The sequence below is a fragment of the Delftia sp. CH05 genome, assembly GCF_009827015.1.
GTDB lineage: Bacteria > Pseudomonadota > Gammaproteobacteria > Burkholderiales > Burkholderiaceae_C > Comamonas > Comamonas tsuruhatensis.
In genome coordinates this window covers 61,379-88,064 of the sequence record NZ_WUMG01000004.1, presented here as the reverse complement: position 1 = coordinate 88,064, position 26,686 = coordinate 61,379, and the positions used below count along the sequence as shown (strand labels likewise).

Annotated in this window: 23 protein-coding genes; 7 read left to right on the top strand and 16 right to left on the bottom strand. The window is 67.4% G+C overall.

What is annotated here, in order from left to right:
- The first annotated feature begins 22 nt into the window (after nucleotides 1-22).
- A complete protein-coding gene (locus GRX31_RS05475; RefSeq protein WP_160851804.1) occupies nucleotides 23-1,480 on the top strand; it encodes an NAD-dependent succinate-semialdehyde dehydrogenase in 1,458 nt (485 codons plus the stop codon).
- Between the two features lie 105 nt (nucleotides 1,481-1,585).
- Entirely contained in the window at nucleotides 1,586-2,563 is a 978-nt protein-coding gene (locus GRX31_RS05470; RefSeq protein ID WP_160851802.1) for a ketopantoate reductase family protein, read from the top strand.
- Here the strand turns inward: GRX31_RS05470 and GRX31_RS05465 are convergent.
- From GRX31_RS05465 to GRX31_RS05440, 6 genes are all read right to left on the bottom strand, one after another.
- Nucleotides 2,551-4,731 carry a TonB-dependent receptor domain-containing protein gene (locus GRX31_RS05465; protein WP_016451273.1) on the bottom strand — a complete coding sequence of 727 codons (2,181 nt, stop codon included), beginning with the start codon at nucleotides 4,729-4,731 and terminating at the stop codon, nucleotides 2,551-2,553. The two genes, GRX31_RS05470 and GRX31_RS05465, sit on opposite strands and share 13 nt — an antisense overlap.
- Before the next feature lie 229 nt (nucleotides 4,732-4,960).
- The gene (locus tag GRX31_RS05460) at nucleotides 4,961-6,346 is read right to left on the bottom strand and encodes a sulfite reductase subunit alpha (protein WP_160851801.1); all 1,386 of its coding nucleotides are present in this window, start codon (nucleotides 6,344-6,346) and stop codon (nucleotides 4,961-4,963) included.
- Nucleotides 6,347-6,391: 45 nt separating this feature from the next.
- A complete protein-coding gene (locus GRX31_RS05455; RefSeq protein WP_160851799.1) occupies nucleotides 6,392-7,468 on the bottom strand; it encodes an FAD:protein FMN transferase in 1,077 nt (358 codons plus the stop codon).
- Between the two features lie 47 nt (nucleotides 7,469-7,515).
- A complete protein-coding gene (locus GRX31_RS05450; RefSeq protein ID WP_160851797.1) occupies nucleotides 7,516-8,334 on the bottom strand; it encodes a DUF4198 domain-containing protein in 819 nt (272 codons plus the stop codon).
- Between the two features lie 186 nt (nucleotides 8,335-8,520).
- The gene (locus tag GRX31_RS05445) at nucleotides 8,521-9,048 is read right to left on the bottom strand and encodes a DUF2271 domain-containing protein (RefSeq protein WP_016447595.1); all 528 of its coding nucleotides are present in this window, start codon (nucleotides 9,046-9,048) and stop codon (nucleotides 8,521-8,523) included.
- Nucleotides 9,049-9,068: 20 nt separating this feature from the next.
- Entirely contained in the window at nucleotides 9,069-9,707 is a 639-nt protein-coding gene (locus GRX31_RS05440; protein ID WP_016447596.1) for a PepSY-associated TM helix domain-containing protein, read from the bottom strand.
- A gap of 372 nt (nucleotides 9,708-10,079) precedes the next feature.
- On the opposite strand from GRX31_RS05440, the gene GRX31_RS05435 reads away from it, so the two are divergent.
- The 3 genes from GRX31_RS05435 (at nucleotide 10,080) to GRX31_RS05425 (ending at nucleotide 12,115) form a co-directional block, all read left to right on the top strand.
- Entirely contained in the window at nucleotides 10,080-11,126 is a 1,047-nt protein-coding gene (locus tag GRX31_RS05435; RefSeq protein ID WP_160851795.1) for a Bug family tripartite tricarboxylate transporter substrate binding protein, read from the top strand.
- A 220-nt stretch (nucleotides 11,127-11,346) separates the two neighbouring features.
- Complete coding sequence (locus tag GRX31_RS05430; RefSeq protein ID WP_012206858.1) at nucleotides 11,347-11,652, top strand: winged helix-turn-helix transcriptional regulator; 306 nt, start codon at nucleotides 11,347-11,349, stop codon at nucleotides 11,650-11,652.
- Nucleotides 11,653-11,761: 109 nt separating this feature from the next.
- On the top strand, nucleotides 11,762-12,115 hold the full coding sequence (locus GRX31_RS05425; RefSeq protein WP_012206859.1) for an FKBP-type peptidyl-prolyl cis-trans isomerase: 354 nt from the start codon (nucleotides 11,762-11,764) through the stop codon (nucleotides 12,113-12,115).
- A 107-nt stretch (nucleotides 12,116-12,222) separates the two neighbouring features.
- Here the strand turns inward: GRX31_RS05425 and GRX31_RS05420 are convergent, their stop codons facing one another.
- The 4 genes from GRX31_RS05420 to ppsA form a co-directional block, all read right to left on the bottom strand.
- Nucleotides 12,223-12,747 carry a hypothetical protein gene (locus GRX31_RS05420; RefSeq protein WP_160851794.1) on the bottom strand — a complete coding sequence of 175 codons (525 nt, stop codon included), beginning with the start codon at nucleotides 12,745-12,747 and terminating at the stop codon, nucleotides 12,223-12,225.
- Between the two features lie 215 nt (nucleotides 12,748-12,962).
- Complete coding sequence (locus tag GRX31_RS05415) at nucleotides 12,963-15,053, bottom strand: VC_2705 family sodium/solute symporter (protein ID WP_016447599.1); 2,091 nt, start codon at nucleotides 15,051-15,053, stop codon at nucleotides 12,963-12,965.
- Entirely contained in the window at nucleotides 15,046-15,408 is a 363-nt protein-coding gene (locus GRX31_RS05410) for a DUF4212 domain-containing protein (RefSeq protein WP_016447600.1), read from the bottom strand. Before GRX31_RS05410 ends, GRX31_RS05415 begins: the two co-directional genes overlap by 8 nt.
- A gap of 17 nt (nucleotides 15,409-15,425) precedes the next feature.
- On the bottom strand, nucleotides 15,426-17,816 hold the full coding sequence (gene ppsA / locus GRX31_RS05405; protein ID WP_016447601.1) for a phosphoenolpyruvate synthase: 2,391 nt from the start codon (nucleotides 17,814-17,816) through the stop codon (nucleotides 15,426-15,428).
- Between the two features lie 208 nt (nucleotides 17,817-18,024).
- Here ppsA and ppsR point away from each other — a divergent pair, with 208 nt between their 5' ends.
- Nucleotides 18,025-18,846, top strand: a complete 822-nt coding sequence (gene ppsR / locus GRX31_RS05400; protein ID WP_016447602.1) for a posphoenolpyruvate synthetase regulatory kinase/phosphorylase PpsR — start codon at nucleotides 18,025-18,027, stop codon at nucleotides 18,844-18,846.
- Between the two features lie 8 nt (nucleotides 18,847-18,854).
- Here the strand turns inward: ppsR and GRX31_RS05395 are convergent, their stop codons facing one another.
- Complete coding sequence (locus GRX31_RS05395; RefSeq protein WP_043791855.1) at nucleotides 18,855-19,799, bottom strand: LysR family transcriptional regulator; 945 nt, start codon at nucleotides 19,797-19,799, stop codon at nucleotides 18,855-18,857.
- Nucleotides 19,800-19,943: 144 nt separating this feature from the next.
- On the opposite strand from GRX31_RS05395, the gene GRX31_RS05390 reads away from it, so the two are divergent.
- A complete protein-coding gene (locus tag GRX31_RS05390) occupies nucleotides 19,944-20,225 on the top strand; it encodes a DUF2798 domain-containing protein (RefSeq protein WP_016447604.1) in 282 nt (93 codons plus the stop codon).
- Between the two features lie 36 nt (nucleotides 20,226-20,261).
- Here the strand turns inward: GRX31_RS05390 and GRX31_RS05385 are convergent, their stop codons facing one another.
- From GRX31_RS05385 to ahpC, 5 genes are all read right to left on the bottom strand, one after another.
- On the bottom strand, nucleotides 20,262-21,383 hold the full coding sequence (locus GRX31_RS05385; RefSeq protein WP_160851792.1) for a hemin-degrading factor: 1,122 nt from the start codon (nucleotides 21,381-21,383) through the stop codon (nucleotides 20,262-20,264).
- Nucleotides 21,380-21,733 (bottom strand): hypothetical protein, encoded by a 354-nt coding sequence (locus GRX31_RS05380; protein WP_016447606.1) that lies wholly within the window; start codon nucleotides 21,731-21,733, stop codon nucleotides 21,380-21,382. The genes GRX31_RS05385 and GRX31_RS05380 overlap by 4 nt, the downstream gene beginning before the upstream one ends.
- Nucleotides 21,734-21,803: 70 nt before the next feature.
- On the bottom strand, nucleotides 21,804-24,092 hold the full coding sequence (locus GRX31_RS05375; protein WP_160851790.1) for a TonB-dependent hemoglobin/transferrin/lactoferrin family receptor: 2,289 nt from the start codon (nucleotides 24,090-24,092) through the stop codon (nucleotides 21,804-21,806).
- A gap of 309 nt (nucleotides 24,093-24,401) precedes the next feature.
- The gene (gene ahpF, locus GRX31_RS05370) at nucleotides 24,402-25,958 is read right to left on the bottom strand and encodes an alkyl hydroperoxide reductase subunit F (RefSeq protein ID WP_160851788.1); all 1,557 of its coding nucleotides are present in this window, start codon (nucleotides 25,956-25,958) and stop codon (nucleotides 24,402-24,404) included.
- 103 nt (nucleotides 25,959-26,061) lie between these two features.
- A complete protein-coding gene (gene ahpC / locus GRX31_RS05365) occupies nucleotides 26,062-26,625 on the bottom strand; it encodes an alkyl hydroperoxide reductase subunit C (protein ID WP_012206871.1) in 564 nt (187 codons plus the stop codon).
- Nucleotides 26,626-26,686 lie beyond the last annotated feature (61 nt).

The window sequence follows — 26,686 nt, the reverse complement described above, 5'->3', positions numbered from 1 at the left end:
CCCAGCCACACCCTGCTGCACCATGAGTCTTTCACTGCAACGCCCCGATCTGTTCCGCCAGGCCTGCCTGCTTGCCCAGGGCTGGCACCCCGTGGGCTCCGGCCCCGCCATCGATGTCTTCAATCCCGCCACCCGCGAACGCCTGGGCCAGGTACCCGCCCTGCAGGCCGGCGAGGCCGAGGCCGCCATTGCCGCCGCGCAGCGCGCCCTGCCCGCCTGGGCCGCGCTGACGGGCAAGCAGCGCGCCGGCATCCTGCGCCGCTGGTTCGACCTGATGCTGGCGCACCAGGACGATCTGGCGCGGCTGATGACGCTGGAGCAGGGCAAGCCCCTGGCCGAGGCGCGCGGCGAGATCGCCTATGCGGCCTCCTTCATCGAATGGTTTGCCGAGGAAGGCAAGCGCGTGGACGGCGAGCTGCTGCAGTCGCCCAACGCAGGCCAGCAGCTGCTCACGCTGCGCGAGCCCATTGGCGTGTGCGCCGCCATCACGCCCTGGAATTTCCCGGCCGCCATGATCACGCGCAAGGCCGGCCCGGCGCTGGCCGCCGGCTGCACCATGCTGGTCAAGCCGGCCGAAAGCACGCCCTTCACGGCCCTGGCCCTGGCCGTGCTGGCCGAGGAGGCCGGCATTCCCGCCGGCGTCTTCCAGGTGCTGACCGGCCATCCGCAGGACATCGGCCAGGCGCTGACGCAAAGCCCCGTGGTGCGCAAGCTCAGCTTCACGGGCTCCACGGCCACCGGGCGGCTGCTGATGCGCCAGTGCAGCGACACGGTCAAGAAGCTGTCGCTGGAGCTGGGCGGCAATGCACCGTTGATCGTGTTTGACGATGCCGACATCGACCAGGCCGTGGCCGGCATCGTGGCCTCCAAGTTCCGCAACGCCGGCCAGACCTGCGTGTGCGCCAACCGCATCTATGTGCAGGACGGCATCCACGACGAACTGGCCCGCCGCCTGGCCCGTGCCATGGCGGGCTTCAAGGTCGGCAATGGGCTGGAGCCCGGCGTGACCCATGGCCCGCTGATCAACGAGGCGGCCGTGCAGAAGGTGGAAAGCCATGTGGCCGATGCGCTGTCCAAGGGCGCGCGCCTGCTGGCGGGCGGCAGGCGCCCGGTGCCGGGCCAGCTGTTCTTCGAGCCCACGCTGCTGGCCGATGTGAACGACAGCATGCAAGTCTGCGAGGAAGAGACCTTCGGCCCGCTGGCGCCGCTGTTCCGCTTCCATGACGAGGAAGAGGTGGTGCGCCGCGCCAACGACACCATCTACGGCCTGGCCGCCTACCTGTTCACCAACGACAACCGCCGCATCTGGCGCGTGTCGCGCGCGCTGGAGTACGGCATGGTGGGCATCAACACCGGCCTGATCTGCAACGAGGTCGCGCCCTTCGGCGGCGTCAAGCAGTCCGGCCTGGGCCGCGAGGGCTCGCGCCACGGCATCGAGGAATACCTGGAGACCAAGTACCTGTGCCTGCAGACGGCATGAGGGTTGCCTGACGTCCGCAATGGCACCCGGCAGGGAAGACGGCATGGGCCTTCGACGGCAGCCTGGCTAGACTGGGCGCCATCAAAGGCCCATCCGATCTGCACCATGGACGCTTCTTCCGCCCGCCTCCCCTCTCCTTCCGAACCGCTGCGCATCGCCGTCATGGGCGCAGGCGCCGTGGGCTGCTATTTCGGCGCGCTGCTGGCGCGCGCCGGCCACCAGGTCACGCTGATCGGCCGCCCCGCCCATGTGCAGGCCGTGCAGCAGCATGGCCTGCGGCTGGAGACGGCGACGCTGGACATCCAGGTGCCCATGCAGGCATCGACCGAGGCCAGCGCCGTGCGCGATGCCGATGTGGTGATGTTCTGCGTCAAGTCCACGGCCACCGAGGAGGCAGCCCGCGAGATGCAGCCGCACCTGGCGCCGGGCACCCTGGTGCTGACCATGCAAAACGGCGTGGACAACGACGAGCGCGTGCGCGCCGTGCTGGGCCCGTCCGTGGCCGTGGCCGCCGCCGTGGTCTACGTGGCCACGGCCATGGCCGGCCCCGGCCATGTGCGCCATTTCGGCCGCGGCGAGCTGGTCATTGCGCCGTCTGCACTCAGTGAACAGGTGGCCCTGCAGTTTGGCAAGGCAGGCATTGCCGTGCAGGTATCGCCCGACGTGCGCGGCGCGCTGTGGGCCAAGCTGGTGATCAACTGCGCCTACAACGCGCTGTCGGCGCTGTGCCAGCTGCCCTACGGCCCGCTGGTGCAGTCGCCCGGCGTGACGGACGTGGTGGACGACGTGGTGGCCGAATGCCTGGCCGTGGCCAGGGCCGACGGCGTGGCCCTGCCCGGCGACGTGCCCGCTGCCGTGCGCGGCCTGCCGGCCACCATGCCGGGCCAGTTTTCGTCCACCGCCCAGGACCTGGCGCTGGGCAAGCCCAGCGAAATCGATCACCTCAACGGCTACGTGGTGCGGCGCGGCGAGGCCCTGGGCGTGCCCGTGCCGCTGAACCGCACGCTGCAGGTGCTGGTCAGGCTGGCCCCTTCACGCGTGCAGGCCAGCCAGGCGCCCCGGAACCCGCCTCAGAACTCGTAGTTGGCAGACACCCACAGGCGGCGGCCTTCCTGGTTGTTCGCGTAGCGGTTGCCAAAGATCACGGTGCCCTGGACCTGGCCCGGTACGTTGTAGGGCTGGTAGTCCACGAAATCCTTGTTGAACAGGTTGTAGATGGCCGCGTTGATGGTGAACTGCTTGCTCACGCGGTAGCTGCCGCCCAGGTGGAACTGGGTATAGGCCTTGTAGTTGCCCAGCGCGGCCTTGGCGGCCTGGGAGCTGGCGCTGGTGCCGGGGTCACGGTAGCGCTCGCTGCGGTACTCGGCGCGCAGCCACAGGTTCCACTGGGCACCCGGCTCCCAGTTCAGGCGGGCGTTGAGCGCGTGCCTGGGTGTGTCGCTCAGCGGGTTGCCACGGTTGGGGCCGCTCTTTTGCTCGCTCTTGGTGAAGGTGTAGTTGGCGCTGGCGTTCCAGCCGCGCGCCAGCGGCATGCGCGCACTCAGCTCCAGGCCACGCGTGACGGCCTCGTCCACGTTGATGGACTGGCCGAAGGCATCCACCAGCGGCCAGTCGCCGAAGCTCACGCAGCCGGGGCGATTGGGCGCTGCCGCAAAGTCGCAGTTGATCAGGCCCGGGCCGCTGGTGATCTTGTCCTTGAACTCGTTGTTGAACACCGTGGCGCTGCCCGCAAAGCCCGTGGGGCTGTCGAAATAGACGCCCAGTTCGGTGGTGCGGCTGGTTTCTGGCTTGAGGTTGGGGCTGCCCACCAGCGGCAGGCGGCCCTGCTGGCCGAAGCCGTTGATGCCGGGCGCCAGCTGCTCCACGCGCGGCGTCTTGTAGCCGTTGCTGACGCCGCCCTTCACGGTCCACTGCGGCGCGGCATTCCACACGCCGTAGATGCGCGGGCTGAGCTTGCCGCCGAAGAGGCTGTGGCGGTCATAGCGCGCGCCCATGGTGAGCTTGAAGGCGTCGGTCAGGCTCCATTCGTCCTCGGCAAACAGGGCCTTCTGCGTGAAGGCGAACTTGTTCGGCGCCACGCCGTCCTTCATCTCGGCATCCCACCACTGGCCGCCCAGCGTGGTCAGGTGGGCACCCCAGGGCAGGACCAGCTTGCTGTCCAGCACCTTGCTTTCCACCTCCAGCGTGCGCGCGGCACCTGGCGTCGCGCCCGGGGTTCCCCGGGGAATGGTCCGGCCGATGGTCTCGGTCCGGTTGACCATGAAGCTGGTGTCCCAGGTTCCGAAGCCGTAGCGACCGGTATGGGCCAGCGTGAGCTGGTCACGGTTGTATTTCTGCTCGGGGCTGTAGCCTCCCGTGCCCAGCGTGCCCAACTGGCCCTGCGAGTTGTCATAGGTCTGGCGGCCCGAGTCCAGGTCCAGCGTGATGTCGTGGTACCTGTTGGGCGTGAGCGCCAGGCGCAGGCCCAGGTTGTTGATCTCGGACTTGACGGGGTTGCCGCCCATGATGGGAACGGCTGGCTGGCCGTTGGCGCCCGCATAGGTGATGTCCGAAGCGGCCCGGCGCTGGGTGCTGCCGCGGATCGACAGGCCCAGCAGGTCCTCCTTGATGGGGCCGCTCAGGTAGAACTTGCCGGACTTGATATCACCGAACTCCGACTCTTGCTGCAGCGTGTAGTCGGCGCTGACGCTGCCCGTCCAGGTCTTGCCGACCTTGCGCGTGATGATATTGATCACGCCGCCCATGGCGTCGGAGCCGTAGAGAGTGGACATGGGGCCGCGGATGACCTCGATGCGCTCGATGGCGCCGATGGGCGGCATGAAGCTGGTCTGCGTCTCGCCAAAGCCGTTGGGCGTGACATTGCCGGCCGAATTCTGGCGGCGGCCGTCGATGAGCACCAGCGTGTAGTCGCTGGGCATGCCGCGGATGCTGATGTTCAGGCCGCCGGTCTTGCCTGCGGGGGCGCCTACGTCGATGCCTTCCACGCTCTCCAGCGCGTCGGTCAGGCTGCCGAAGCGGCCCTTGGCCAGTTCCTCGCGCGGGATGACGGTGATGGAGGCTGGCGCCTCCTTGATGTCCTGCTCGAAGCCCGAGGCAGAGACCACGACTTCGCGCAACTCGGTGGCGGCAGCCGCATTGCTTTGCGATGGGGTCTGTGCCGATGCGGCACCCGAAGCACAGATGGCGGCCACCAGGAGGGCCAGAGGGGAAGGACGCGACGGAAGAACGCCGCGCAGATCGCGATACGACATGCAAACACTCCAGAAACGGAAAACGGGCTGTGAGGCCCGTGCAACTCGCTTTGAAATCTTTGGTTATGCGATGGGATGGGGATATGTAACGAAATTATATGAACATTGAGAATCATTTCCATTCTCATGATCACAATAGGATTTATCTGTCGCACGGATGCTACGTTCCTAGGAGCAGAAAGCGCTGACGGCACCAATGCTTGCGCTGGCGCAAGCTGCTCTCACCACCTCAATACACGTCACGCCGGTAGCGGCCGCTGCGCACCAGCTGGTCCATTTGCGCCTCACCCAGCACGGCGTGCAACGCCTGGTCCACGCCCTGGGCCATACCCTGCAGGCTGCCGCACACATAGATGGCAGCGCCCTGCGCCACCCATTGGCGCAGCACATCGCCGGACTGCGCCAGCAGGTCCTGCACATAGGCGCGCGGCGCGCCTTCGCTGCGATCGCGCGAGAAAGCCAGGTCCAGGCGCTGCAGCACGCCGCCCTCGCACCAGGCCTGAAGCTCGTCGCCATAGAGCCGGTCATGCGCGGCATTGCGCTCGCCGAACAGCAGCCAGTTGGGCCCCAGGCCTGCTGCGGCACGCGCACGCAGGTGGCTGCGCAGGCCGGCCAGACCCGTGCCGTTGCCGATCAGCACCAGCGGGCGCTGCAGGTTGTCTTCCAGCCGGAAATTGCGGTGCGCACGCAGCCGCAGGGTGATGGCTGCCCCCAGGGGCGCGCCCTGCGTGAGCCAGCCCGAGGCCAGGCCCGGCGAGCCATCCTCGCGACGCGCCTGGCGCACCAGCAGGTGCACGCGGCCGTCCTGGGCGATGGAGGCGATGGAGTACTCGCGCGGATGCTGCGGGTCCGCAGGAATGCAGACCTGCGCCAGGTCGCCGGACTCCCACAGCGCGGCCTCCGTTGCAGGGGGCTGCAGCTCGATGTGGAACACCGGCTCGCCTGCGCTGCCCGGGTTCATATGCCGGCGCGCGGCCAGCGTCCATTTGCTGAATACCGGCGTCTCCCACGCAGGCATGTCGCCCAGGCTGCTGATCTGGGTCAGCTGGTGCTGCCAGGCGGTGAGCGCCTGCGGCGCGCCGTTGTCCATTTCAATGCGCTCGAACCAGGGACTGGCGCCTGCGGCGCGCAGCCAGCCGTCCAGCGCGCGGCCAAAGCCGCAGAACTGCGCGTACTGCCGGTCGCCCAGCGCCAGCAGGCCGTATTGCAGATGGGACAGGTCCTGCGCCTGCGCCATGGAGTGCGCCAGGAACAGGGCTGCGTTGTCGGGCGGATCGCCCTCGCCATAGGTGCTGGCGATGAACAGCGCCCTTTGGGTCTGCGCCAGCAGCTTCACATCAACGGCATCGAGGGCGCACAGATGCACGCTCTCACCGGCCGTATGCAGCAGCCGCGCAGTCTCGCGTGCCAGCTCCTCTGCCTGGCCCGTCTGGCTGGCATAGGCCACAAGCAGGGGGAGCGCGCCCTCGCGCGCCGAGGCCAGCGCCGCGGCTTCGTGCTGCGCCCGCGCGCGCTGGCGGCGCTCGCGCCACCAGATGGCGGCGCACATGGCCACATACAGCAGTACCAGGACAGCGGCTGCGAGTATGCGCAGCCCGGATTCGGACAGGGACATGGCGTGACCGGAAAATCTACACGGCGCAGAAAAGGTTAGGGGCGCTCACGGCGCCAGCGCGGCAAACGCCGTGGTCATCGCCATGGCAGGGCCCTGCGCCGTGCGCTCGCACAGCAGTGCGGCCACGCCGTGCTGCTCGGCAAAGTCCAGGCCCGCACGCGGCCCCAGCACGGTGAGCACGGTGGCCAGGGCGTCGGCCTGCATGCATTCGGCATGCAGCACGGTGACGCTGGTCAGGCCGTGCGCCACGGGCTCGCCGCTGCGCGGATCGATGGTGTGGGAGTAGCGGCGCCCGCCCTGCTCGAAGGTATGCCAGTGGTCGCCCGAGGTGGCGATGGCCATGTCGCGCAACGGCAGCGCCAGCGGCGTGGACTGGTCCGCCATGCTGGCCACGGCCACGCGCCAGGGCAGGTTGCCAGGGCGCTGACCGCAGGCACGCAGCTCGCCGCCCACTTCGACGAGGAAATCGGTATGGCCCAGCGCCTGCAGGTGCTCGGTGACCAGGTCCACCGAATAGCCTTTGGCAATGCCGCTGAAGTCCACATGCACGGCGCCGGGCTGCAGCGCGCGCCGGCCCTCCAGGTCCAGCACGATGCGCTGGTAGCCCACGCGCTCGCGCACCCGCCGCAGTGCATCGGCATCGGGGATGCCGGCGCCCTGCGCCTTTTCCGCACGCGGGCCGAAGCCCCACAGCTCGACCAGCGGCCCCACGGTGGGGTCCCAGGCGCCGCCACTGGCCTGCGCCCAATCGAGTGCACAGGTCAGCACGGTGAAGAATTCGGCAGGCAGCACATGCCAGCTGCCCGCCTCTGCGCGGTTGAAGCGCGAGATGTCGGAATCAGCCTCCCAGTTGCTCATCTGGCGCACGACCAGGGCCAGCGCAGCCTCTATGGCCTGGCGTGCCTCATCGAGCGGGCGGAAACCCGGGTTGTGCAGGCGCACGCTCCAGGTCGTGCCCATGGCCTCGCCGGTGAGTGTTTGCAGCGCGGCGGGGTCTGCCCGCCGCACGGCCTGCGGCGCGTAGCCGGAGACGGCAAAGGACGCCGCGCCCGCGGACACAGGCGCGGCGAGGCTCCGGCCTGCGCTGCCCTGCAACAGGGCGGGCGCGAAGCTCACGCGCACGGGCGCAGGCGCGGGCGCGGGCGGGGCCCCGGGTGGGGACGCAAGGCTCAGGGCAGCACCTCGAACGTGCCCACATAGGACAGGCGGCGCTCCTTGGCCTGGGGCAGCGAGGTCTTGTTGTCCTGGGCGTCGGCATCCACCCAGTACATGCCGGCGGTGGGCCAGGTCACGCTGAACTCGCCCTTGGCGTCGGTCGTGGCCTTGATCTCGCCCTTGTTGTCGCGGTAGCGCGTGGCGCCGGGCACCAGCACGACTTCCAGGTTGGCGGCGGGCTTGCCGTCCACATGGAAGGCGAAGGTGGCCTTCTCGCCCTTGACCAGGTCGTTGGGATGGGTCACGGGCACCAGCTCCAGCCCCTTGCCCGAAGGCTTGACGGCGCTGGGCTTGCCCACGGTCACGAAGGTCTCGATGCGGCCCACGGACTGGGTCACCTTCAGGTCCTGCGCGTCAGCGGGCACATCGGCGGCGAACTTCTCGGGCGAGCCGCGCCAGCGGCGGTTCTGGCCAGTGGCCTTGTCCTTCCAGGAGGCAAACAGGCCGTCGTTGACGATGGCCAGGCGGTAGGTGCCGCTTTGCTGCAGGTCCAGATCGAACACGCTGCGCAGCTTGCCGCGATGGGCATTCTGCGGCGCGACGGCCGAGCCGTCCGGCGCCGAGACAACGAGGTTGTCCAGGCCCAGCGGCACGTGGTTGAAGAAGAACAGGTCGTTGGAGACAGCGGCATCCACCGTGATCCATTCGGCCTTGGACAGCACCGTGGTCGAGGGCAGCAGCCACAGGTTGTGGGCCTGGGCGGACTGGAAGGCGCCGCAGGCAATGGCGAGGCTGGCCGCCAGACGGATGGCAAAGCGGGTCTTGGACTTCATGAAGATTCTCCTTGGTTCGTGGATGGGGCTGGCACATGGGTGCCCCGCAAGATGCGTGGCCCGCCCACATGCAGGGCCCAGTTCAGGGATGCCGGGCAAGGGCCTGGCCGGCCGCGCCGCCCCGCAGCGATGGCGTCACCCGCCTCGTGAGGGGGAGGACGCGCAAGGCCTCAGGGGGTTTCAATTTCAAGGCTTGAGCTCGACGCTGATCTCGCCCAGCTCGCTGCTGCCCTTGGCGCTCAGCTGCTCGGCCTTGGCGGCAGGCCACTTGAAGGGCACGGTGACCACTTCGCGGCCGCCGACTTCGCGCGCGGCCTCGACCACGAGCTTGTACTCGCCGGGCGGCAGCTTGGCGAAGGGGTTGGCGCCTTCGGTGAAGCTCAGCTGGTGCTTGCCCACGGGACGCGTGGGGCTGGTCACGCCATCGATGGGCAGCGTCAGGTCGCGGCCCGTGCGGCGCCACCACTGGCGCATGTCCTTGAGCCACTTCGTGCCTTCGGCATTGCGCATCTTCACGTCGTACCAGACCGACAGCGTGGCGGCCACCGAGGCGTCGGCGCGCTCGATCCACACGGCCACATAGGGGCGGTGGTACTCGGCGACATCCAGGCGCGGGACCTCCACGCCCACGTTCAGGCCGGCGGCAAAGGCCGGGGCCGCGCCCAGGCAGGCGCCAAGCGCCATGGTGTAGCGCAGAGAGAAGTGCGGATTCATAGGCAAGGCTCTTTCGGTTCTCAGTGGATCAACAGGAGGGCCAGCAGCATGGGAATCACCAGCCCCATGCCGACCATGGGCCAGGTGAAGGGACGGTTGCCCGCGTGCATCTTCAGGATGAACAGCCCGGTGACGGTGAACACCAGGCAGGCTGCGGCAAAGATATCGATGAACCAGCTCCAGGCAGCGCCCGTGTTGCGGCCCTTGTGCAGATCGTTCAGATAGGCGATCCAGCCCCGGTCGGTGCGCTCGTATTCGGCCTCGCCATCGGCCAGGGCCACGCGCACCCAGGCATCGCCGCCGGGGCGAGGCAGGGACACATACAGCTCGTCGGCCGTCCATTCGGCTTCGCGGCCCTCTGCCTCAAGCCCCCACTGGCCGCGCACCCAGTCCGCAAATGGCGCAGGCACGGGAGCACGGTCGCGCGACTGGCTGGCCTGCTGCCGGACCAGCTGCACGCGCAGCGCGTCCGGCAATGCCGCCTCGCCGCGCACGATGCGCGGCTTGGACTCGATCTGCCCCGCATGGTTGAGCGTGAACCCCGTGACGGCGAACAGCAGCATGCCGATCAGGCACAGCGCAGAGCTGACCCAATGCCACTCGTGCAGTGTCTTGAGCCAGTAGGAACGGCGCCGAGGGTCCGGTTTGGGGGATGTCATCGCAACAGAGGCAGGCGGCAGCACCACGCGGCCACAACCATCACGGCGGCGGCCACGGGGAGCACAGGAAAGAAAAAGGCCGGGGGATTCTACCGCCCACGAATAAGAATTGATCGCATTTACACAAGCTTTACCGGCTTAATCGACATCTGTGTCACGGCGCTCCATCTCCGCTCCTTGCCCCCGGAGCGCGCATGCCCCCACGCATCCCGGGACAGCGATGCACCGTCGGTGGGCCCTCGCCTGAAGCGTCTGGCACCCATGCCGCCAGACAGCCTGCGTTATGTCAACTAGCTGACGCACATGCTTACATAATCTGCTTTTCTGATTCATTTGCGCCCACAATGGCGCGCGAACCCGATTGGAGACTGCATGCGCCTTCCGAGCTTTTCGCAAACCACTGCCAACGCCGCCCACTCCGGTGACGGCACGCGCCAGAACCGCCGCCAGCTGCTGGCACAGGGCGCAGCCCTGGCCATGCTGTGCTCCCCGCTGGCCCATGCCGCGCCGCGCGCTGCCGCCGGGGGCCAGCGCGTGGCCGCCAGCCTGCGCATCGTCATTCCGGCCAATGCCGGGGGCGGCTGGGACCAGACCGGCCGCGCACTGGGCGCGGCCCTGGTGGCCTGCGGCGCGGCAGATCGCGTGGAGTATGAAAACCTGGGCGGCAAGGGCGGCACCATCGGCCTGGCACAGTTTGTCGAACGCCATGGCCAGGACCCCGATGCGCTGCTGATCGGCGGCATGGTCATGGTCGGTGCCGTGGCGCTGCAAAAGCCGGCCGTGAACATGTCGCACGTGCAGCCGATTGCCCGCCTGACCAGCGACTATCTGGTAGTGGCCGTGCCTGCCGACTCCCCCATCCGCAATGCCAAGGACCTGGTCGCCGCGCTGCGCAGCGATCTGGCCCACCAGTCGTTTGCGGGTGGCTCGGCCGGCGGCGTGGACCATATGTTTGCCGGCCTGCTCACGCGCGCCGCCAAGGCGGCGCCCGAGCAACTGGTCTACAAGCCCTTTCCGGGCGGCGCCCAGGTGGTGGAGGCCTTGCTCAAGGGCGATGCGCGCATGGGCGTGTCCGGCTACAGCGAGTTCAGCGAAGCCCTGGCCAGCGGCAGGCTGCGCGCCATTGGCGTGTCTTCGCGCCGCAGCCTGTTCGGCCTGCCTTCGTTCCGCGAACAGGGACTGGATGCCGACATGGCCAACTGGCGCGCCGTCTTCACGGGCAAGCAGGTCAGCGCCGCACGCGCCCAGGCCCTGCTGGGCGCCGTGGAGCAGGCGACCCAGCACGAAAGCTGGCAGCGCGCCCTGCGGCAGAACCGCTGGGAGCCTTCGTGGCAGGCAGGCCGCGATTTCAGCGGCTTTCTGGAGCTGGAGCACACCACGGCCAGCGTCATGACCTATCTGCTCAAACTCAAGAGCTGAGAAACCGAAGTCCAGCGGGCAGGTTGCGTGGCGGGCCTGCAACACTGGTTCGGAGATTCGCGTATTCCTCTAGCGAAGCGCATTGCCGCTGTGGGTTTTGAGCTACCAAACTTGTAGCAGAATGGATCCAGAGCTATAGTTCCCCGGGACTTGGCTCGGCGCGCGTCCCACCCGGATGCCCCCGCCGGCTCACACACACCATTGCGCAAGGAGAAGCGTCATGAGCTCCAAGGAAAACGCCGCCATCAACCAGCTGTTCGAGAAACTCGAATGCCGCTACGCGTTGCGCGTGCTGTGGGCTTTGCGTGACGGCCATCCTCAGACCTTTCGACTGCTGCAAGACAGCGTGGGCGGCATCACGCCCAACACGCTGAACACCCGCATCAAGGAACTGCGCGAATGCGGGCTGCTGGAGCATGGCTCCGACGGCTATACCGTGACGCTGGCCGGCCAGGACCTGCTCAAGCGCCTGTCCGATGTGCAGGCATTCGCCAACCGCTGGGTGGCCGCGCGCGCCAAGAAGTGATGTCAGGCCGGGCGCGGCACCAGGCGCCACGGCCTCTTCCCGCGCAGGGCCACCGGCCCGCCGGGTCGTCTCCTTTCCCCCTACCGTTTCTCTCTCAAGGAATACCACCATGGCTTTCACCACCACCGCATCCGGCCTGCAGTATGAAGACACCGTCGTGGGCGACGGCGCCGAAGCCCAGCGCGGCCGCAGCGTGACCGTGCACTACACGGGCTGGCTCTACAACAACGGCGTGCAGGGCGCCAAGTTCGACTCCAGCAAGGACCGCAACGATCCCTTCGTCTTCCCCCTGGGCGGCGGCATGGTGATCAAGGGCTGGGACGAAGGCGTGCAAGGCATGAAGGTGGGCGGCCAGCGCACCCTGATCATCCCAGCCGAGCTGGGCTATGGCGCCCGCGGCGCCGGCGGCGTGATCCCCCCCAACGCCACGCTGAAGTTCGACGTGGAGCTGCTGGCGGTCTGAGCCTGCACCCACAGGTTCATGCAAAGGCAAGGTGCGAAGGCGCCTTGCCTTTTTTCATGGACGGGCCGCCCCAAACCCTCTCGGGCCGCGTGGGGGCCATTCCTCATTCAAGGTGCCTTGCCGAACAGCGCCTCGTGCAGCGGCAGGTAGCTGGCAGGACTGGCCGCCTCGCGCAGGCGCGGTGCCAGTGCCACCAGCTGGTCGTAACCCATGGCCGCTTCCACGGCAAGGTTGAGCCGGAACCCCTTCAGGCCCAGGTTGGCCGTGATGGCCACGGCCAACGGATAGGCGTTGCGATAGCGCACGGCCAGCGATGGCTCGGACTGCGCGGGGGCATCGCCAGCCGAATCCGTGGACGAGGCCGCTGCAGCAGGCGCGGCAGGGACCGAAGGCATCGCAACGGCCACCACGCCCAGCCGGGGTTCGGCTGCATCGCGGGGCGCCAGCCATTCGCGCTCCACCAGCGCCAGGATTTCGTCCTGGGTCACGCCCATGCCGGCAACGGCCTGCAGCACCTGCGCCACGCTGCGTTGGCCGTCAAACAGCAAAAATGCCGAGCGCAGCCGGGGAGAGAGATCGGCATGGCGTTCCTTGAATGCCTGTTGGCCGGCGGACGTTTTCACAAGATGCATGGCGGACGCAATTTTCTGCAGGGGATCGGATCGGACACGGCTCGCAGCGTGTCATGAGCCTCCGGCTCCCAAAAGCGGGTTTTCCAGCACGCGCGGGCTTCAGTTGGGCCGGGACTGATCCAGATCTGCCATCAAGACAAAAATTGGCAATTTCGTTGGCAATTTCGTTGGCAATTTCGTTGGCAATGTCGTCGGCCCATAGAGCCCATGCCGCGTCAGGCCACGCGCCCTGGCACGGAGCGCGCCGCAGCGCGCCGGCGCGGGTCCAGGCAGCTGACCAGCCAGGTCACCAGCAGGCCCGCCGGCACGCCGAAGACACCCGAGGAAATCGGCTGTATGCCCCACCACAGGCGGGCATGCAGCGCCTCGGGCAACACAGGCTGCAGCGCGGGCACGTGCGAGACCATGTAGTAGACGGTGATGCCCAGGCCGGCCAGCATGCCGGCCACCGCCCCGCGACGCGTGGTGCCGCGCCAGAAGATGCCCAGCACCATGGCCGGAACAAAGGCCGATGCAGCCAGCGAGAACGAGGCCGTGACCATGGGCAGGATGTCCGAGGAACGGCGCGAGGCCACGAAGGCGGCCGACAGCGCCACCACCAGCAGCGCGAACTTGGACAGGATCACGCGCTGCTCGGGCGAGGCGCGGCGCCGCCGCGCGCGAAAGTACAAGTCGCGCACCAGCGCATTGCTGATGGTCAGCAGCAGGCCATCGGCCGTGGACAGCGCGGCGGCCAGGCCGCCCGCCGCGACCAGGCCCGAGACCACGTACGGCATGCCACCCAGCTCGGGCGTGGCCAGCATGATGAGGTCGGCGCCCATGCGGATCTCGCCGAACTGCAGGACACCGTCGCCATTGACGTCTTCCACGGCCAGCAACGAGGCATCGACCCGGGCCCACTGCGCCATCCAGGTGGGCAATTCGTCGAAGCGTATGCCCACCAGGTTGTTCATGACCTCGAACTTGACCAGCACGGCCAGGGCCGGCGCGCTCATGTACAGCACGCCGATGAAGAACAGCGTCCAGCCCACCGAGGCCCGCGCCCCCGACACCGAGGGCGCCGTGTAGTAGCGCGTGAGCAAATGCGGCAGGCCTGCCGTGCCGGCCATGAGACAGAACATCAGCGCCAGGAAGTTGCGCCGGCTGTCCTCGTAGACCTGACGTTCCTCGGCCGATCCATCGGGGTTGCCGGCAAAGGGCAGGCTGTGCAGCGGAATGCCGCCCAGCGGCTTCTCGCGCTCGCGCATCTCCTGCAGCTGGCGTGTCCACAGGGCGCGCGCAGTCGCTTCGTCGCGCGGCATGGCGGCCAGTTCGCGGCTGGCCGCCATGATGGCGCCAATGTCGCCGCTGCGCGTGCGCAGATCGCGTATGCGCTCGGAAAGCTGCTGGCGCTCGGCGGCCAGCACGCGCGGCACGTCCTTGAGCTTGTCCTCCAGCACCTCGGCGCGCAGGCGGTAGGCGGCGACCACTTCCTGTTCGGCCGGCGAGTCCAGCAGGCGCTGCTCCATCTCCGCGATCTGGCCGAGCTGGGCCGTATAGGCCAGCGGCGCCACGGGATTGCCCATCTGCCGGTAGGCCAGCCAGGACACGGGGATCAGAAAGGCCAGCAGGATGACCACGTACTGCGCGACCTGGGTCCAGGTGATGGCACGCATGCCGCCCAGGAAGGAGCACAGCAGCACGCCGCCCAGGCCCAGCATGATGCCGATCTCGAACTGCACGCCCGTCAGCCGCGAGGCAATCAGCCCCACGCCGTAGATCTGGGCCACCACGTAAGTGAACGAGCAGGTCACGGCAGCCAGCGCCGCGATCACGCGCGGCCAGCGCCCGCCGTAGCGCTGCTGGAAGAAGTCGGGAATGGTGTAGAGCTTCATCGCCCGCAGGTGCGGCGCGATCAGCATGGCGACCAGGCAAAAGCCGCCCGTCCAGCCCAGCAGGTAGGCCAGTCCGCCGGCCTGCCCCGGCACGCCGGCAAAGCCCTGCAGGTACAGCGCCCCCGACAGGCTGATGAAGGACGCCGCGCTGACCCAGTCCGCCGCTGCCGCCATGCCGTTGTAGAAGGGCGGGATGCGCCGGCCCGCGACGTAGTACTCCTCGGGATCGCTGGTGCGCAGGTACACGCCGATGGCCGCGTAGACCATGACGGTGAAGAACAGGAAGATGGGGCCTATCCAGTGGCGCGACAGGCCTTGCTGCTCGGCCCAGAACATGAGGGCCAGAAAGCCGAGCACGCCCAGCGTGTACAGGGCCACGATGCGGTGCAGCCGCCAGCGGGAGGCGGCCGTCAGCAGCGAGCGCTCAGCCATGGCCGGGAGGCGACGGCGGGGCGGGCGGTTGCGGGGCGGCGGGTTCAGACGGGGCAGCGGCCCGGGCCTCGCGGCGCTCGAAATGGTCCATGGACAGACAATAGACGATGACGATGGCCAGGAACATCAGGACTGCCCCCTGGGCCGCGAACCAGTAGGCCAGCGGCCAGTCGGGGACCAGCGCCTGCAGGTCGCGTGCGTAGTAGCAGGCACCGAAGGAGACGGCGACCCAGACCGCGAGCAGCACGGCCTTGAGCCACAGATGGTGGATGTCGTGCAGGTCGGGGGCGAAGGTCTCGCCTTCGGACGGTCCCCCGACTGCGTCGTCATGCAAGTGCGCGTCCGGCGTATGCATGGCGACGCTGCCAGCCCTTACTGCGCCAGGCGCTGCCAGGTGGCGACCACGCTGTCGGGATTCAGCGAGATGGAGGCAATGCCTTCGTCAGCCAGCCATTGGGCGAAGTCCGGGTGGTCGGATGGGCCCTGGCCGCAGATGCCCACGTACTTGCCCTGGTCCAGGCAGGCCTTGATGGCGCGCGACAGCATCTTGCGCACGGCGGGGTCGCGCTCGTCGAAGTCGGCGGCCAGCAGCTCCAGGCCGGAGTCGCGGTCCAGGCCCAGCGTGAGCTGGGTCAGGTCGTTGGAGCCGATGGAGAAGCCGTCGAAGAACTCGAGGAACTCGTCCGCCAGGATGGCGTTGGAGGGCACCTCGCACATCATGATGAGCTTGAGTTCGTTGTCGCCGCGCTTGAGGCCGTTGGCCGCCAGCAGCTGGGTGACGCGCTCGGCCTGCTTGAGCGTGCGCACGAAGGGAATCATGATCTGCACGTTGGTCAGGCCCATGTCCTCGCGCACGCGGCGCAGTGCCTCGCACTCCATGCGGAAGGCCTCGCCGAAGTCCTCGGAGATGTAGCGCGCCGCGCCACGGAAGCCCAGCATGGGGTTCTCTTCCTCGGGCTCGTAGCGGCTGCCGCCGATGAGCTTGCGGTACTCGTTGGACTTGAAGTCCGACATGCGCACGATCACGGGCTTGGGCCAGAAGGCGGCGGCAATCGTCGCCACGCCTTCGGCGACCTTGTCCACGTAGAAGGCGCGCGGCGAGGCATGGCCACGGGCCACGGACTCCACGGCCTTCTTGAGGTCGGCATCCACGGCGGGATAGTCCAGGATGGCCTTGGGGTGCACGCCGATGTTGTTGTTGATGATGAACTCCAGGCGGGCCAGGCCCACGCCCTCGTTGGGCAGCTGGGCGAAGTCGAAGGCCAGCTGGGGGTTGCCCACGTTCATCATGATCTTGGTCTTGATGGCGGGCATCTCGCCGCGCTGCACCTCGGTGACCTCGGTCTCGATCAGGCCGTCATAGATTTTGCCGGTATCGCCTTCGGCGCAGCTGACGGTGACCAGGGTGCCGTCCTTGAGCAGATCGGTGGCGTTGCCGCAGCCGACCACGGCCGGAATGCCCAGCTCGCGCGCAATGATGGCCGCGTGGCAGGTGCGGCCGCCACGGTTGGTGACGATGGCCGAGGCGCGCTTCATCACCGGCTCCCAGTTGGGATCGGTCATGTCGGTCACCAGCACGTCGCCGGGCTGGACCTGGTCCATGTTGGCGATGTCATTGACCAGGCGCACCGGGCCCGTGCCGATCTTCTGGCCGATGGCGCGGCCTTCGGCCAGCACATTGCCCGTGCCCTTGAGGGCGTAGCGCTGCTCGGCCTGGCCCTTGGCCTGGCTCTTCACGGTCTCGGGGCGGGCCTGCAGGATGTAGAGCTGGCCGTCCGTGCCGTCCTTGCCCCACTCGATGTCCATGGGGCGGCCATAGTGCTGCTCGATGACCAGGGCATAGTGGGCCAGCTGCTGCACGTCCTCGTCGGACAGCGAGTAGCGGTTGCGCAGCTCATGGGCCACGTCGGTGGTCTTGACAAGCTTGCCGCTGGCGGCCTTTTCCTCGGGCGAGGCAAAGACCATCTGGATCAGCTTGGAGCCCAGGTTGCGGCGGATCAGGGCCTTCTTGCCGGCCTTGAGCATGGGCTTGTGCACATAGAACTCGTCAGGATTGACGGCGCCCTGCACCACGGTCTCGCCCAGGCCGTAGCTGGAGGTGATGAAGACCACGTCCTCGAAGCCCGATTCGGTGTCGATGGTGAACATCACGCCGGCCGCGCCCAGGTCGGAGCGCACCATGCGCTGCACGCCGGCCGACAAGGCCACCACGTCATGGGCAAAGCCCTTGTGCACGCGGTAGGAGATGGCGCGGTCGTTGTACAGGGAGGCGAACACCTCCTTCATCTTGTGCAGCACCGACTCGATGCCCACCACGTTCAGGAAGGTTTCCTGCTGGCCGGCGAACGAGGCGTCGGGCAGGTCTTCGGCCGTGGCCGAGGAACGCACGGCGAACGAGGCCGCCTCGTTGCCGCCCTGCAGGCGCACGAATTCCTCGCGGATGGCCTGCTCCAGATCGGCCGGGAAGGGCTGGTTCTCGACCAGGGCACGGATCTCGGCACCGACCTGGGCCAGGGCGCGGACATCCTCCACGTCGAGGGCGGCCAGCTTGGCACTGATCTTGTCGGCCAGGCCGTCGTGGGCCAGGAACTGGCGGAAGGCATGGGCCGTGGTGGCAAAGCCCGTGGGCACGCGCACGCCCTGCGGCAGCTGCGAGATCATTTCGCCGAGCGAGGCGTTCTTGCCGCCTACGGACTCGACATCGGTCATCCTCAGTTGTTCAAACGGAACGACGAGGGCGGTGGCCTCGAACAGTTGAGACATGGGAAAGCTCCAGAAGTTGAAAACCGTAGTGCGCCGCCCCGGCTGCCAAAGCCGGGCACGGTCGATCCACCCACGCAGGCGTGCGCGAGGCTTTGCTGTTCTGGTTGGAGGCCGGCAGCGAGCATGGATGGGAAATTGGGAATAATGGGCGCCATTGTAGGCGTTTGCCGTGAACCGACGGCAGCCCCCTGTCCAGAGCCCGACCACCATGCACACCCACACCATCTTCGTCATCTCCGATGGCACTGGCATTACAGCCGAGACCTTTGGCACGGCCATCATGGCCCAGTTCGACACCAAGTCGCGCCTGGTCCGCATCCCCTTCGTGGACACCATGGACAAGGTCCACCAGGCCGTGCGGCAGATCAACCATGTGGCCGAGTCGGAAAGCCACAAGCCCATCGTCTTCACCACCCTGGTCAACCAGGACATGCTCGACCTGATCGAGAGCCAATGCAAGGGCAAGGTATTCGACATGTTCGGCACCTTCGTGCGGCCGCTGGAGCTGGAGCTGGGCCAGAAGTCGCTGCACCGCGTGGGCCGCTTCGCCGACATCAGCGAAAGCAAGGAATACCTGGAGCGCATGGAGGCCATCAACTACACGCTGGCCCATGACGACGGCCAGACCCACCAGGACCTGACGGGCGCCGACGTGATCCTGGTGGGCGTCTCGCGCAGCGGCAAGACGCCCACCAGCCTGTACCTGGCCATGCAGTTCGGTCTCAAGGTGGCCAACTACCCGCTGATTCCCGAGGATTTCGAGCGCAAGCAGCTGCCGCCCGCCCTGGTGCCCTACCGCAAGAAGCTGTTCGGCCTGACCATCGACCCCCAGCGCCTGTCCAGCATCCGCAACGAGCGCCGGCCCGACTCCAAGTACGCCAGCCTTGCCAACTGCCGCTACGAGGTGGCCGAGGCCGAGTCCATGATGCGCCGCAGCGGCATCCAGTGGCTGTCCAGCACCACCAAGTCCATCGAGGAAATCGCCACCACGATCCTGCAGGAAGTCCTGCCCCAGCACCTGGGGCACTGAACCCGGTCTCAGGCCGAGGCGTTCCAGCGCAGCATGGGCTGCTGCGGCAGCGTCTCGACCAGATAGTCCACCAGGGCACGCACCTTGGTCGGCACGTACTGGCGGTCGCGAAAGCAGGCGAAGAAATCCAGCGTGGTGTCATCGAAGTGCAGCTGCCCCTTGCGCGCCGGGCCCAGGGCCAGCGGTTGCAGCAGCCCTTCGCGCATGTACCGGTGGGCGATGAAGCTGCCGATCCAGACGATGCCGCCACCGGCCACGGCCATTTCGGTGAGTGCATCGACATCGCTGGCGATGGCGGTCACGCGCAGCTGCGGGTCCACGCGCTTGCCGTCGCGTGAAAACGGCCAGCGCATGAAGCGGCCATCGGCCTCGCGCCGGTACAGCAGGCAGGCATGGTCGAGCAGGTCCTGCGCGGTCTGCGGCCTGCCGTGGGCCTGCAGGTAGGCCGGCGAGGCGCACAGCACGCGCGGCACGGCCGCCAGCTGGCGCACGGCCATGCCGGGCTCCAGCACATCGCGGTAGCGCACGCTGATGTCCACGTCTTCCTTGAGCACATCCACCTGCCGGTCCACCACCAGCAACTCCAGCTCCAGCCGGGGATGCCGCGCGGCAAAGGCCGGCAGCAGCGGCGCCAGCACATGGCGGCCAAAGGCGGCCATGCAGGCGATGCGCAGCCGGCCCTGCAGTTCGCCATGCAGCTGCGACAGGTCGGACTGCGCTTTTTCCAGCTCCTGCAGCACAGGGCCCACACGTGCCAGATAGCGCTCGCCGGCTTCGGTCAACGCCATGGAGCGCGTGGTGCGCGTGATCAGGCGCGTGCCCAGTTCGCGCTCCAGCCGGGCGATGTTCTGGCTGGCCGCTGCAGGAGAAATACCCAGCTGGCGCGCGGCCGAGGCGATGGAGCCGCCTTCCAGGGCTTTGACGAAGGTCTCGATGGAGCGCAGATTAGGCACAAAAACCTATGGATGAAAAATCAATTCATCAATATAGCTTACGAGTGCACCAAGCTGCAGCCCTCTACACGGCGGCCCGGGCCTTGCCTACAGTTGCGCACTTGCCGCGCCGAATCGACAAGCGGCCTGACCGGATACGCCTTCATGCCCGATACCTCTGCCTCCATCGCTCCCGCAACCCCTGCGGCGCCGCGCAGCCGCAAGCTGCACCGCCGCTTCGCGCCCATCGTCTTTGCCTTCTACATGTCGGCCATCATGGCGTTTCTGATGTGCTGCGCCATCGTCGGCGCCAACAGCGGCCTGGGCGCCGACTACCTGCGGCGCGTGATGCAGACCTATGTGCTGGCCATGCCCGTGGCCTTTGTCTGCGTGATGGTGGTGCGTCCGCTGGTGGGCAGGCTGGTGGCCGCCACCGTGCATCTCTGAGGCGGCCCGGCCGGCTCTTTCCAGGGCCTGGGCCGCTCAGGCCAGGGTCTGCACTGCCAAGCGCGGCAAGCCCGCCACCAGCTCGCGCCATCCCGGCAGTTCGGCCAGGCCCGGTTTGCGCTCGCCAAAGAACATGGCCATCAGATCGCCCTGCGCGTCGAAGGCCTCGACCGAGGTGACCACGCCATCGGCCGTGGGCTTTTGCACGGCCCAGACGCTGGCGATCATGTCGCAGCGCAGATGCAGGTTGAAGCCCGGGTCCAGCACATTGATCCATTGCGCGCCGCCGGGCGTGCCCATGGGCTGGATATTGTGCACGCGGCCGGTATGGATCTGGATGCAGCCGCCGCTGTCCACGAAGACCATGATGGGCAGCCCGTCCACCGCCGCATCGCCCAGCAACTGGGCCACGGACTCGGGTGCCAGCCGCGCGCAATGGCCGGGGACCAGGCGGAAGGCTTGCTGGCGCTCCACGCCGAACCGGCGCAGCAGGTCGAAGAATTCATGCGTGTCCTGAAGGGCATCCCAGGCGGCGCTCAGGCCGTGCACGTCGATGACCTTGTCGGACTGCGGCAGCGCTCTGGGCCTGGCATGGCGAAACAGGTAGCCCGCGCTGGGCTCGGCAAAGCGCCGTACCAGCGCATCCCACGCTGCCATGTCGGTGGACTCGCGCGCATGGACCTTGTGCACGGCGCGGCCGTGGGCATTGAAGAACTGCAGGCTGTGCGTGGCCGGCCTTCCAGCCTGGGCGGGCTGCTCGGTCACGGCATAGCCGGCATGCCATTGGGCAAAGAACAGGCGCAGGTCGATCTCGCGGCCCAGCGCCAATCCCACGCCGCCGCTGGCCGAGAGCTTCTGGTACACGCCCGTCTTCTCATGCACCGTGGACTCATTGCGCGTGAGCGCCATCACGGTGCCGCAGTCCTGCAGCGCGCGCAGCACCTGCAGCCACTGCGCGCGCAGCGGCACGACCTGCAGGCCGCCGTCATGCAGGCCCGCGTGGGCGCCGATGGCGGCGCCTTCGGGCAGGCCCATGGATTCGGCGGCCTCCTTGGCACGCAGGCCGCTCTGGCGTGCCTGGGCAAAGCGCTGGCGCACGTCGGGCGCATTGACGGGAATCAGCAGGTCATCGCAGGCTGCGGCGGCGGTGGTGATCATTGCAGGGTCTCCAAAGGGGCATGCCAGAGCGCGTGGGCAACGGAGGGATGGCGGGTCTCGGCCGCCGCCTCGGCCCGGGGTGCGCGCTGCGCGGCGCTGGCCTCGGAGACCGCCTGCCAGCGCCGCTGCAAGCGTTGCAGCAAGGCCCGCATGTCCGGCGAAAAGCTGCTGTCGCCGGACAGGCCCTGCAGTTGATCGGCCACCTTGCCGGCAATGGCGGGCCGGTGGGCCTCGCAGCAACCGTGGCCGAAGCCGGTCATCAGCGCCAGCGTGGCGGCCAGTTGGGCCTCGCCTTCGGCCAGCAGGTATTCCTCGTCACGGGCAAGGCTTTCACTCTCGGTACGGTGCATGGGGCTCTCCTTGCGTTGCAAAACATCGTTGGGACACGGGTCGCGGCGCCTGGCCTTCAGGCGCCGGGCTTCAGAAATCCTTGATCAGCGAGACGCGCGCATGGCGCCCCGGCTGGCTGTAGGCGTCGGCAATCGCCGTGGTGGCCAGCAGGCCGCGCACATCGGACCAGCGCCAGTACTTCTTGTCGGTCAGGTTGTAGATGCCGGCGTTCAGGCGCAGGTCGGGACGGATGCGCCATTGCGCGCTCAGGTCCAGCACCGTGGCCGAGGGGCTGAGCCAGGCTGTGCTGCCGTTGGACACGTCGCCGGCCTTCTTGCCGCTCCAGTGCGAGACGTTGAACTGCACGCCCACGACAGAGCGCTCGTAGCGCATGCCCAGCACCAGTTGCTGGGGCGAGATGGTGTCCAGCGGCTTGTCGGTCTGGGTGTCCTTGCCGTCGGTGTAGCCGTAGGCCAGGCGCGTCTGCCAGTCGCCGCCGGCCCAGCGGCCCCAGTCGTAGTCGGCCTTGAGTTCGAAGCCGCTGATGCGGGCGCGGCCCACGTTGATGGACTGGTAGATGGCGGGGTTGGCCGCGTTGCCGGGCTGGCCTGCAACCAGTTGCTGGTCGACGATGAAGTCCTTGTAGCGTCCCCTGAACACGGCGGCGTCCAGGCGCAGCCTGTCCATGCGCCCGCGCAGGCCCAGCTCGAATGTCTGGCTCTTTTCGGGCCGCAGGTCGGGATTCGGAATGTTGCGGTAGAACGCCACCGGGTTCTCGAAGAAGGCGTTGATCTGCCCGGCGTTGGGCGCCCGGAAACCTGCCGCATAGTTGCCATAGACGGACCAGACCGGGCTGGCCTGCAGCATCACGCCCAGCTTGGGCGAGAGCGCGGAGTCCGAGTTGCTGACCACGGTGGGCACAAAGCCGTTCTGCCGGGGCTTGATGCTGTAGTGCTCGGCGCGCAGGCCCGGGGTCACGCTCCAGGGGCCGTTGTGCAGTTCGGCCTGGGCGAACAGGGCGGTGGCGCTTTCGGTGGTGTCGGGGAAGCGCTTGAGCGGGAAGCTCTCGCCCACGGGCGGCGTGATGCCGTTTTGCACGTTGACCACCTTGTTGCGGAGGTAGTCCAGCCCGTACGTGAACTTGCCGCTGGCCGAGGAACTCCAGCGCAGCAGGCGGCTGGCCTGGGCGTGCAGCTGGATCGCGTCCTCGTCATAGGTCACGTCGCGCTCGCGGTACGGCAGGCCGATGCGCGTCTCGGTGACGAATTCGCGCGCGTCGGACTTCTGGTAGCTGGCCATCAGCTGCAGTTCGTCGGCCAGCGCCGTGCCCAGCTGCTGCCACTGGCCCTGCCAGCTGGCCCGCCAGCGCTTCATGTCGGTGCGCGAGTCGGAATTGGCCACGGTGGCCGAGCGCGCGGACAGCAGGGCGTAGTCGGCGCGCTTGTCCACGTTCTCGAAGGTGAAGACATGCTTTTGCACGGCGCTGGGCGTGAAGACCAGGCGGCCCATCAGCGATTCGCTGCGGTCTTTCTCGGGATTGGGCGTGGTGCGCGCCGCCCCCGTCACGTTGTTCGTGCCCATGTTCTCCAGCGCACGGGAGCGGCCCAGGCCCGCCGACAGCAGCCATGCCCATTCGGGGCTGGCTCGGCCCGCCACGGTGGCGCCCAGCTTGCGGCCGTTGTCCGAGCCGTCATAGCCGGCAGCCACGCGGCCGGCGATGCGCTTGTCCCTGCCCAGCAGATCATCCGGCTGCACGGTCACGAAGTTGACCAGGCCGCCCATGCCGTCCGATCCATACAGCGCGGGCGTGGAGCCGCGCAGGATTTCCACGCGCTGCACCAGGCCCAGGTCCAGGTAGTCGCGGCCGAAGCTGTTGGCGCTGAAGCTGTAGCTGCGCGGCAGGCGCACGCCATCGACCAGCATGAGCACGCGGTTGCCGTCCAGGCCACGGATGTTGAAGCCGCTGTTCTGGTCACGCCCGGCCGACGAGGCCGCCAGCGAGAAGCGGGCCGGGGCGCGCGGCACATCGACATTGGGCAGCAGGTTGACCATCTCGCGGATGTCGCTGGCCTGTTCGCGCTCCATGCGGCCGGCGTCGATCACGTCGATGCTCATGGGCAGGGTGTCAGGGTCCTGCACCTCGCGCGAGGCGCTGATCACCATCTCCTTGAGGGCCGGGGCACGGGTCCGTGCCCCGGACGCGGCCTGCGCCAGCAATTGCGTGTCGGCATCTCCGGCGTTTGCGGCATTTGCCGCGTCTGCGGCGGCCTGCCCCGGCCCCTGGGCCAGGGCAGCGGAGGCGCACAGCAGCGCGCAGGCGGCGGCCAGGGGATGGCGCGCCCGCCGGGCGCTTGATTGCATTGCGAAGTCGTAAGCCATTGCGAAGCCCTCTCTCTCTGATCAACATGGATGTGCGAGAGCTGGCTTCTGCTTGCAGCAGCTGGCGGGCGGCCCGCCAGCCGTTGGCGCGTCATGTGCTGGCTGGATGAAGAAAAATTATATGCGAATAGTTCTCATTCATTGATTTGATCTGGCGCACAGGCCCTGGAGCAATCCCTGCTGGCACACCGGGCTGCTGGACAGCCATCTGTGTGCCACCTGCGCCGGCAAGGCACGCGCCTGACAGCGCCGGAATGAAAAAAGGCCCGGATGCCGAGGCATCCGGGCCCTTTCTCACGCCTGTTCAGCTCAGTGGCGGATCAGGTGGTCGAAGGCCGACAGCGCAGCCGTGGAGCCGGCACCGGCAGCGATGATGATCTGCTTGTACGGCACGTTGGTGCAGTCGCCTGCGGCGAACACGCCGGGCACGCTGGTGTGGCCCTTGGCATCGATCACGATCTCGCCGAAGCGGGTCAGCTCCACCGTGCCCTTGAGCCAGTCGGTGTTGGGCAGCAGGCCGATCTGCACGAAGATGCCTTCCAGCGCCACGGTCTTGACCTCTTCCGTCGTGCGGTCCTTGTAGGTCAGGCCGGTGACCTTCTTGCCGTCGCCGTTGACCTCGGTGGTCTGGGCGTTGAGGATGACGGTCACATTGGGCAGGCTCTTGAGCTTCTTTTGCAGCACGGCATCGGCCTTGAGCTCGCTGGCGAACTCCAGCAGCGTCACGCTGCGCACGATGCCGGCCAGGTCGATGGCCGCTTCCACGCCCGAGTTGCCGCCGCCGATGACGGCCACATTCTTGCCCTTGAACAGCGGTCCGTCGCAGTGCGGGCAGTAGGTCACGCCCTTGGTGCGGTACTTGTCCTCGCCCGGCACGTTCATGTTGCGCCAGCGCGCGCCGGTCGAGAGGATGACGGTCTTGGCCTTGAGGCTGGCGCCCGAGGCAGTCTGCACCTCGATCAGCCCGCCTTCCGTGGCAGCCGGAATCAGTTTGGAGGCCGTCTGCAGGTTCATGATGTCCACCTCGTAGTCGCGCACATGGCGCTCCATGGCGGCGGCCAGTTGCGGGCCTTCGGTCTTGGAGACCGAGATGAAGTTCTCGATGTCCACGGTGTCCAGCACCTGGCCACCGAAGCGCTCGGCGGCAATGCCGGTGCGGATGCCCTTGCGTGCCGCATAGATGGCAGCGGCCGCGCCGGCCGGGCCGCCGCCGACGATCAGCACGTCGAAGGCATCCTTGGCGGAAATCTTGGCCGCTTCACGCGAAGCGGCGCCGGTATCGACCTTGGCGACGATCTCGGCCAGCTCCATGCGGCCCTGGCCGAAGCGCTCGCCGTTCACAAAGACGGTGGGCACGCCCATGACTTCGCGCTGCTCGACTTCCTTCTGGAACAGCCCGCCGTCGATGGCGGTGTGGCTGATCTTGGGATTGAGCACGGACATCAGGTTCAGCGCCTGCACCACGTCCGGGCAGTTGTGGCAGGACAGCGAGTAGTAGGTCTCGAAGTGCAGCGGCACGTCGATGTTGCGCACCTGCTCCAGCAACTCGGCCGATTCCTTGGACGGATGGCCGCCGACCTGCAGCAGGGCCAGCACCAGCGAGGTGAATTCATGGCCCAGGGGGACGCCTGCGAAACGCACGCCGCTGTCCACGCCGGGATTGGTGATCAGGAACGAGGGCTTGCGCACCTCGGCGTCGTTGTGCTCGACGACGGTGATCTTGTCGCTCAGCTCGCGGATTTCCAGCAGCAGTTCCTTCAGCTCGCGCGCACCCTGGCTGTCATCCAGCGAAGCCACCAGCTCCACCGGACGCTGCAGGCGCTCCAGGTAGGCCTGCAATTGGGCTTTCAGGTTGTTGTCAAGCATGTCGGACTCCTAGGGAAATACGAATTTTCGGAAAAAAAAGCCCGGGCGCCAGGCACCCGGGCGTCTTCAACAGTTCAACTGTGAACAGGAAGCGGTGTACCGCTTAGATCTTGCCGACCAGGTCGAGCGAAGGAGCCAGGGTCTTGTCGCCTTCTTCCCACTTGGCGGGGCAGACTTCACCGGGGTGGTTGCGGACATACTGGGCAGCCTTGACCTTGCGCAGCAGATCGACGGCGTTGCGGCCAATGCCTTCGGCGGTGATTTCCACGGCCTGGATCACGCCATCGGGATCGACGATGAAGGTGCCGCGGTCAGCCAGGCCCTGGCCGGGACGCAGGACTTCGAAGTTGTTGCTGATTTCCCAGGTGGGGTCGCCCAGCATCGTGTACTTGATCTTGCGGATGGTGTCAGACGTGTCGTGCCATGCCTTGTGCACGAAGTGGGTGTCGGTGGACACGGAGAAGACTTCCACGCCCAGCTTTTGCAGTTCGTCGTAGTGGTCGGCCACGTCGCCCAGTTCGGTGGGGCACACGAAGGTGAAGTCAGCGGGGTAGAAGAAGAACACGGCCCACTTGCCCAGGACGTCCTTTTCGGTCACTTCGATGAACTTGCCATTCTTGAAGGCCTGCGTCTTGAAGGGCTTGATTTGGGTGTTGATCACGGACATTGCTGTTTCCTTTGTGGTTGGTGAGTGAACACAGGACGAAGTCTAGGCCCAGGCAATCGAT

Bases quoted from the DNA above. Each gene is read 5' to 3' on its own strand.
- GRX31_RS05380 (WP_016447606.1), bottom strand. From the start codon at position 21,733: ATGCACCGTACCGAGAGTGAAAGCCTTGCCCGTGACGAGGAATACCTG.
- ahpF (WP_160851788.1), bottom strand. From the start codon at position 25,958: ATGCTTGACAACAACCTGAAAGCCCAATTGCAGGCCTACCTGGAGCGC.
- GRX31_RS05450 (WP_160851797.1), bottom strand. From the start codon at position 8,334: ATGAAGTCCAAGACCCGCTTTGCCATCCGTCTGGCGGCCAGCCTCGCC.
- ahpC (WP_012206871.1), bottom strand. From the start codon at position 26,625: ATGTCCGTGATCAACACCCAAATCAAGCCCTTCAAGACGCAGGCCTTC.
- GRX31_RS05430 (WP_012206858.1), top strand. From the start codon at position 11,347: ATGAGCTCCAAGGAAAACGCCGCCATCAACCAGCTGTTCGAGAAACTC.
- GRX31_RS05445 (WP_016447595.1), bottom strand. From the start codon at position 9,048: ATGAATCCGCACTTCTCTCTGCGCTACACCATGGCGCTTGGCGCCTGC.
- ppsA (WP_016447601.1), bottom strand. From the start codon at position 17,816: ATGTCTCAACTGTTCGAGGCCACCGCCCTCGTCGTTCCGTTTGAACAA.
- ppsR (WP_016447602.1), top strand. From the start codon at position 18,025: ATGCACACCCACACCATCTTCGTCATCTCCGATGGCACTGGCATTACA.
- GRX31_RS05425 (WP_012206859.1), top strand. From the start codon at position 11,762: ATGGCTTTCACCACCACCGCATCCGGCCTGCAGTATGAAGACACCGTC.
- GRX31_RS05470 (WP_160851802.1), top strand. From the start codon at position 1,586: ATGGACGCTTCTTCCGCCCGCCTCCCCTCTCCTTCCGAACCGCTGCGC.
- GRX31_RS05475 (WP_160851804.1), top strand. From the start codon at position 23: ATGAGTCTTTCACTGCAACGCCCCGATCTGTTCCGCCAGGCCTGCCTG.
- GRX31_RS05410 (WP_016447600.1), bottom strand. From the start codon at position 15,408: ATGCATACGCCGGACGCGCACTTGCATGACGACGCAGTCGGGGGACCG.
- GRX31_RS05385 (WP_160851792.1), bottom strand. From the start codon at position 21,383: ATGATCACCACCGCCGCCGCAGCCTGCGATGACCTGCTGATTCCCGTC.
- GRX31_RS05375 (WP_160851790.1), bottom strand. From the start codon at position 24,092: ATGGCTTACGACTTCGCAATGCAATCAAGCGCCCGGCGGGCGCGCCAT.
- GRX31_RS05390 (WP_016447604.1), top strand. From the start codon at position 19,944: ATGCCCGATACCTCTGCCTCCATCGCTCCCGCAACCCCTGCGGCGCCG.
- GRX31_RS05435 (WP_160851795.1), top strand. From the start codon at position 10,080: ATGCGCCTTCCGAGCTTTTCGCAAACCACTGCCAACGCCGCCCACTCC.
- GRX31_RS05460 (WP_160851801.1), bottom strand. From the start codon at position 6,346: ATGTCCCTGTCCGAATCCGGGCTGCGCATACTCGCAGCCGCTGTCCTG.
- GRX31_RS05415 (WP_016447599.1), bottom strand. From the start codon at position 15,053: ATGGCTGAGCGCTCGCTGCTGACGGCCGCCTCCCGCTGGCGGCTGCAC.
- GRX31_RS05420 (WP_160851794.1), bottom strand. From the start codon at position 12,747: ATGCATCTTGTGAAAACGTCCGCCGGCCAACAGGCATTCAAGGAACGC.
- GRX31_RS05440 (WP_016447596.1), bottom strand. From the start codon at position 9,707: ATGACATCCCCCAAACCGGACCCTCGGCGCCGTTCCTACTGGCTCAAG.
- GRX31_RS05465 (WP_016451273.1), bottom strand. From the start codon at position 4,731: ATGTCGTATCGCGATCTGCGCGGCGTTCTTCCGTCGCGTCCTTCCCCT.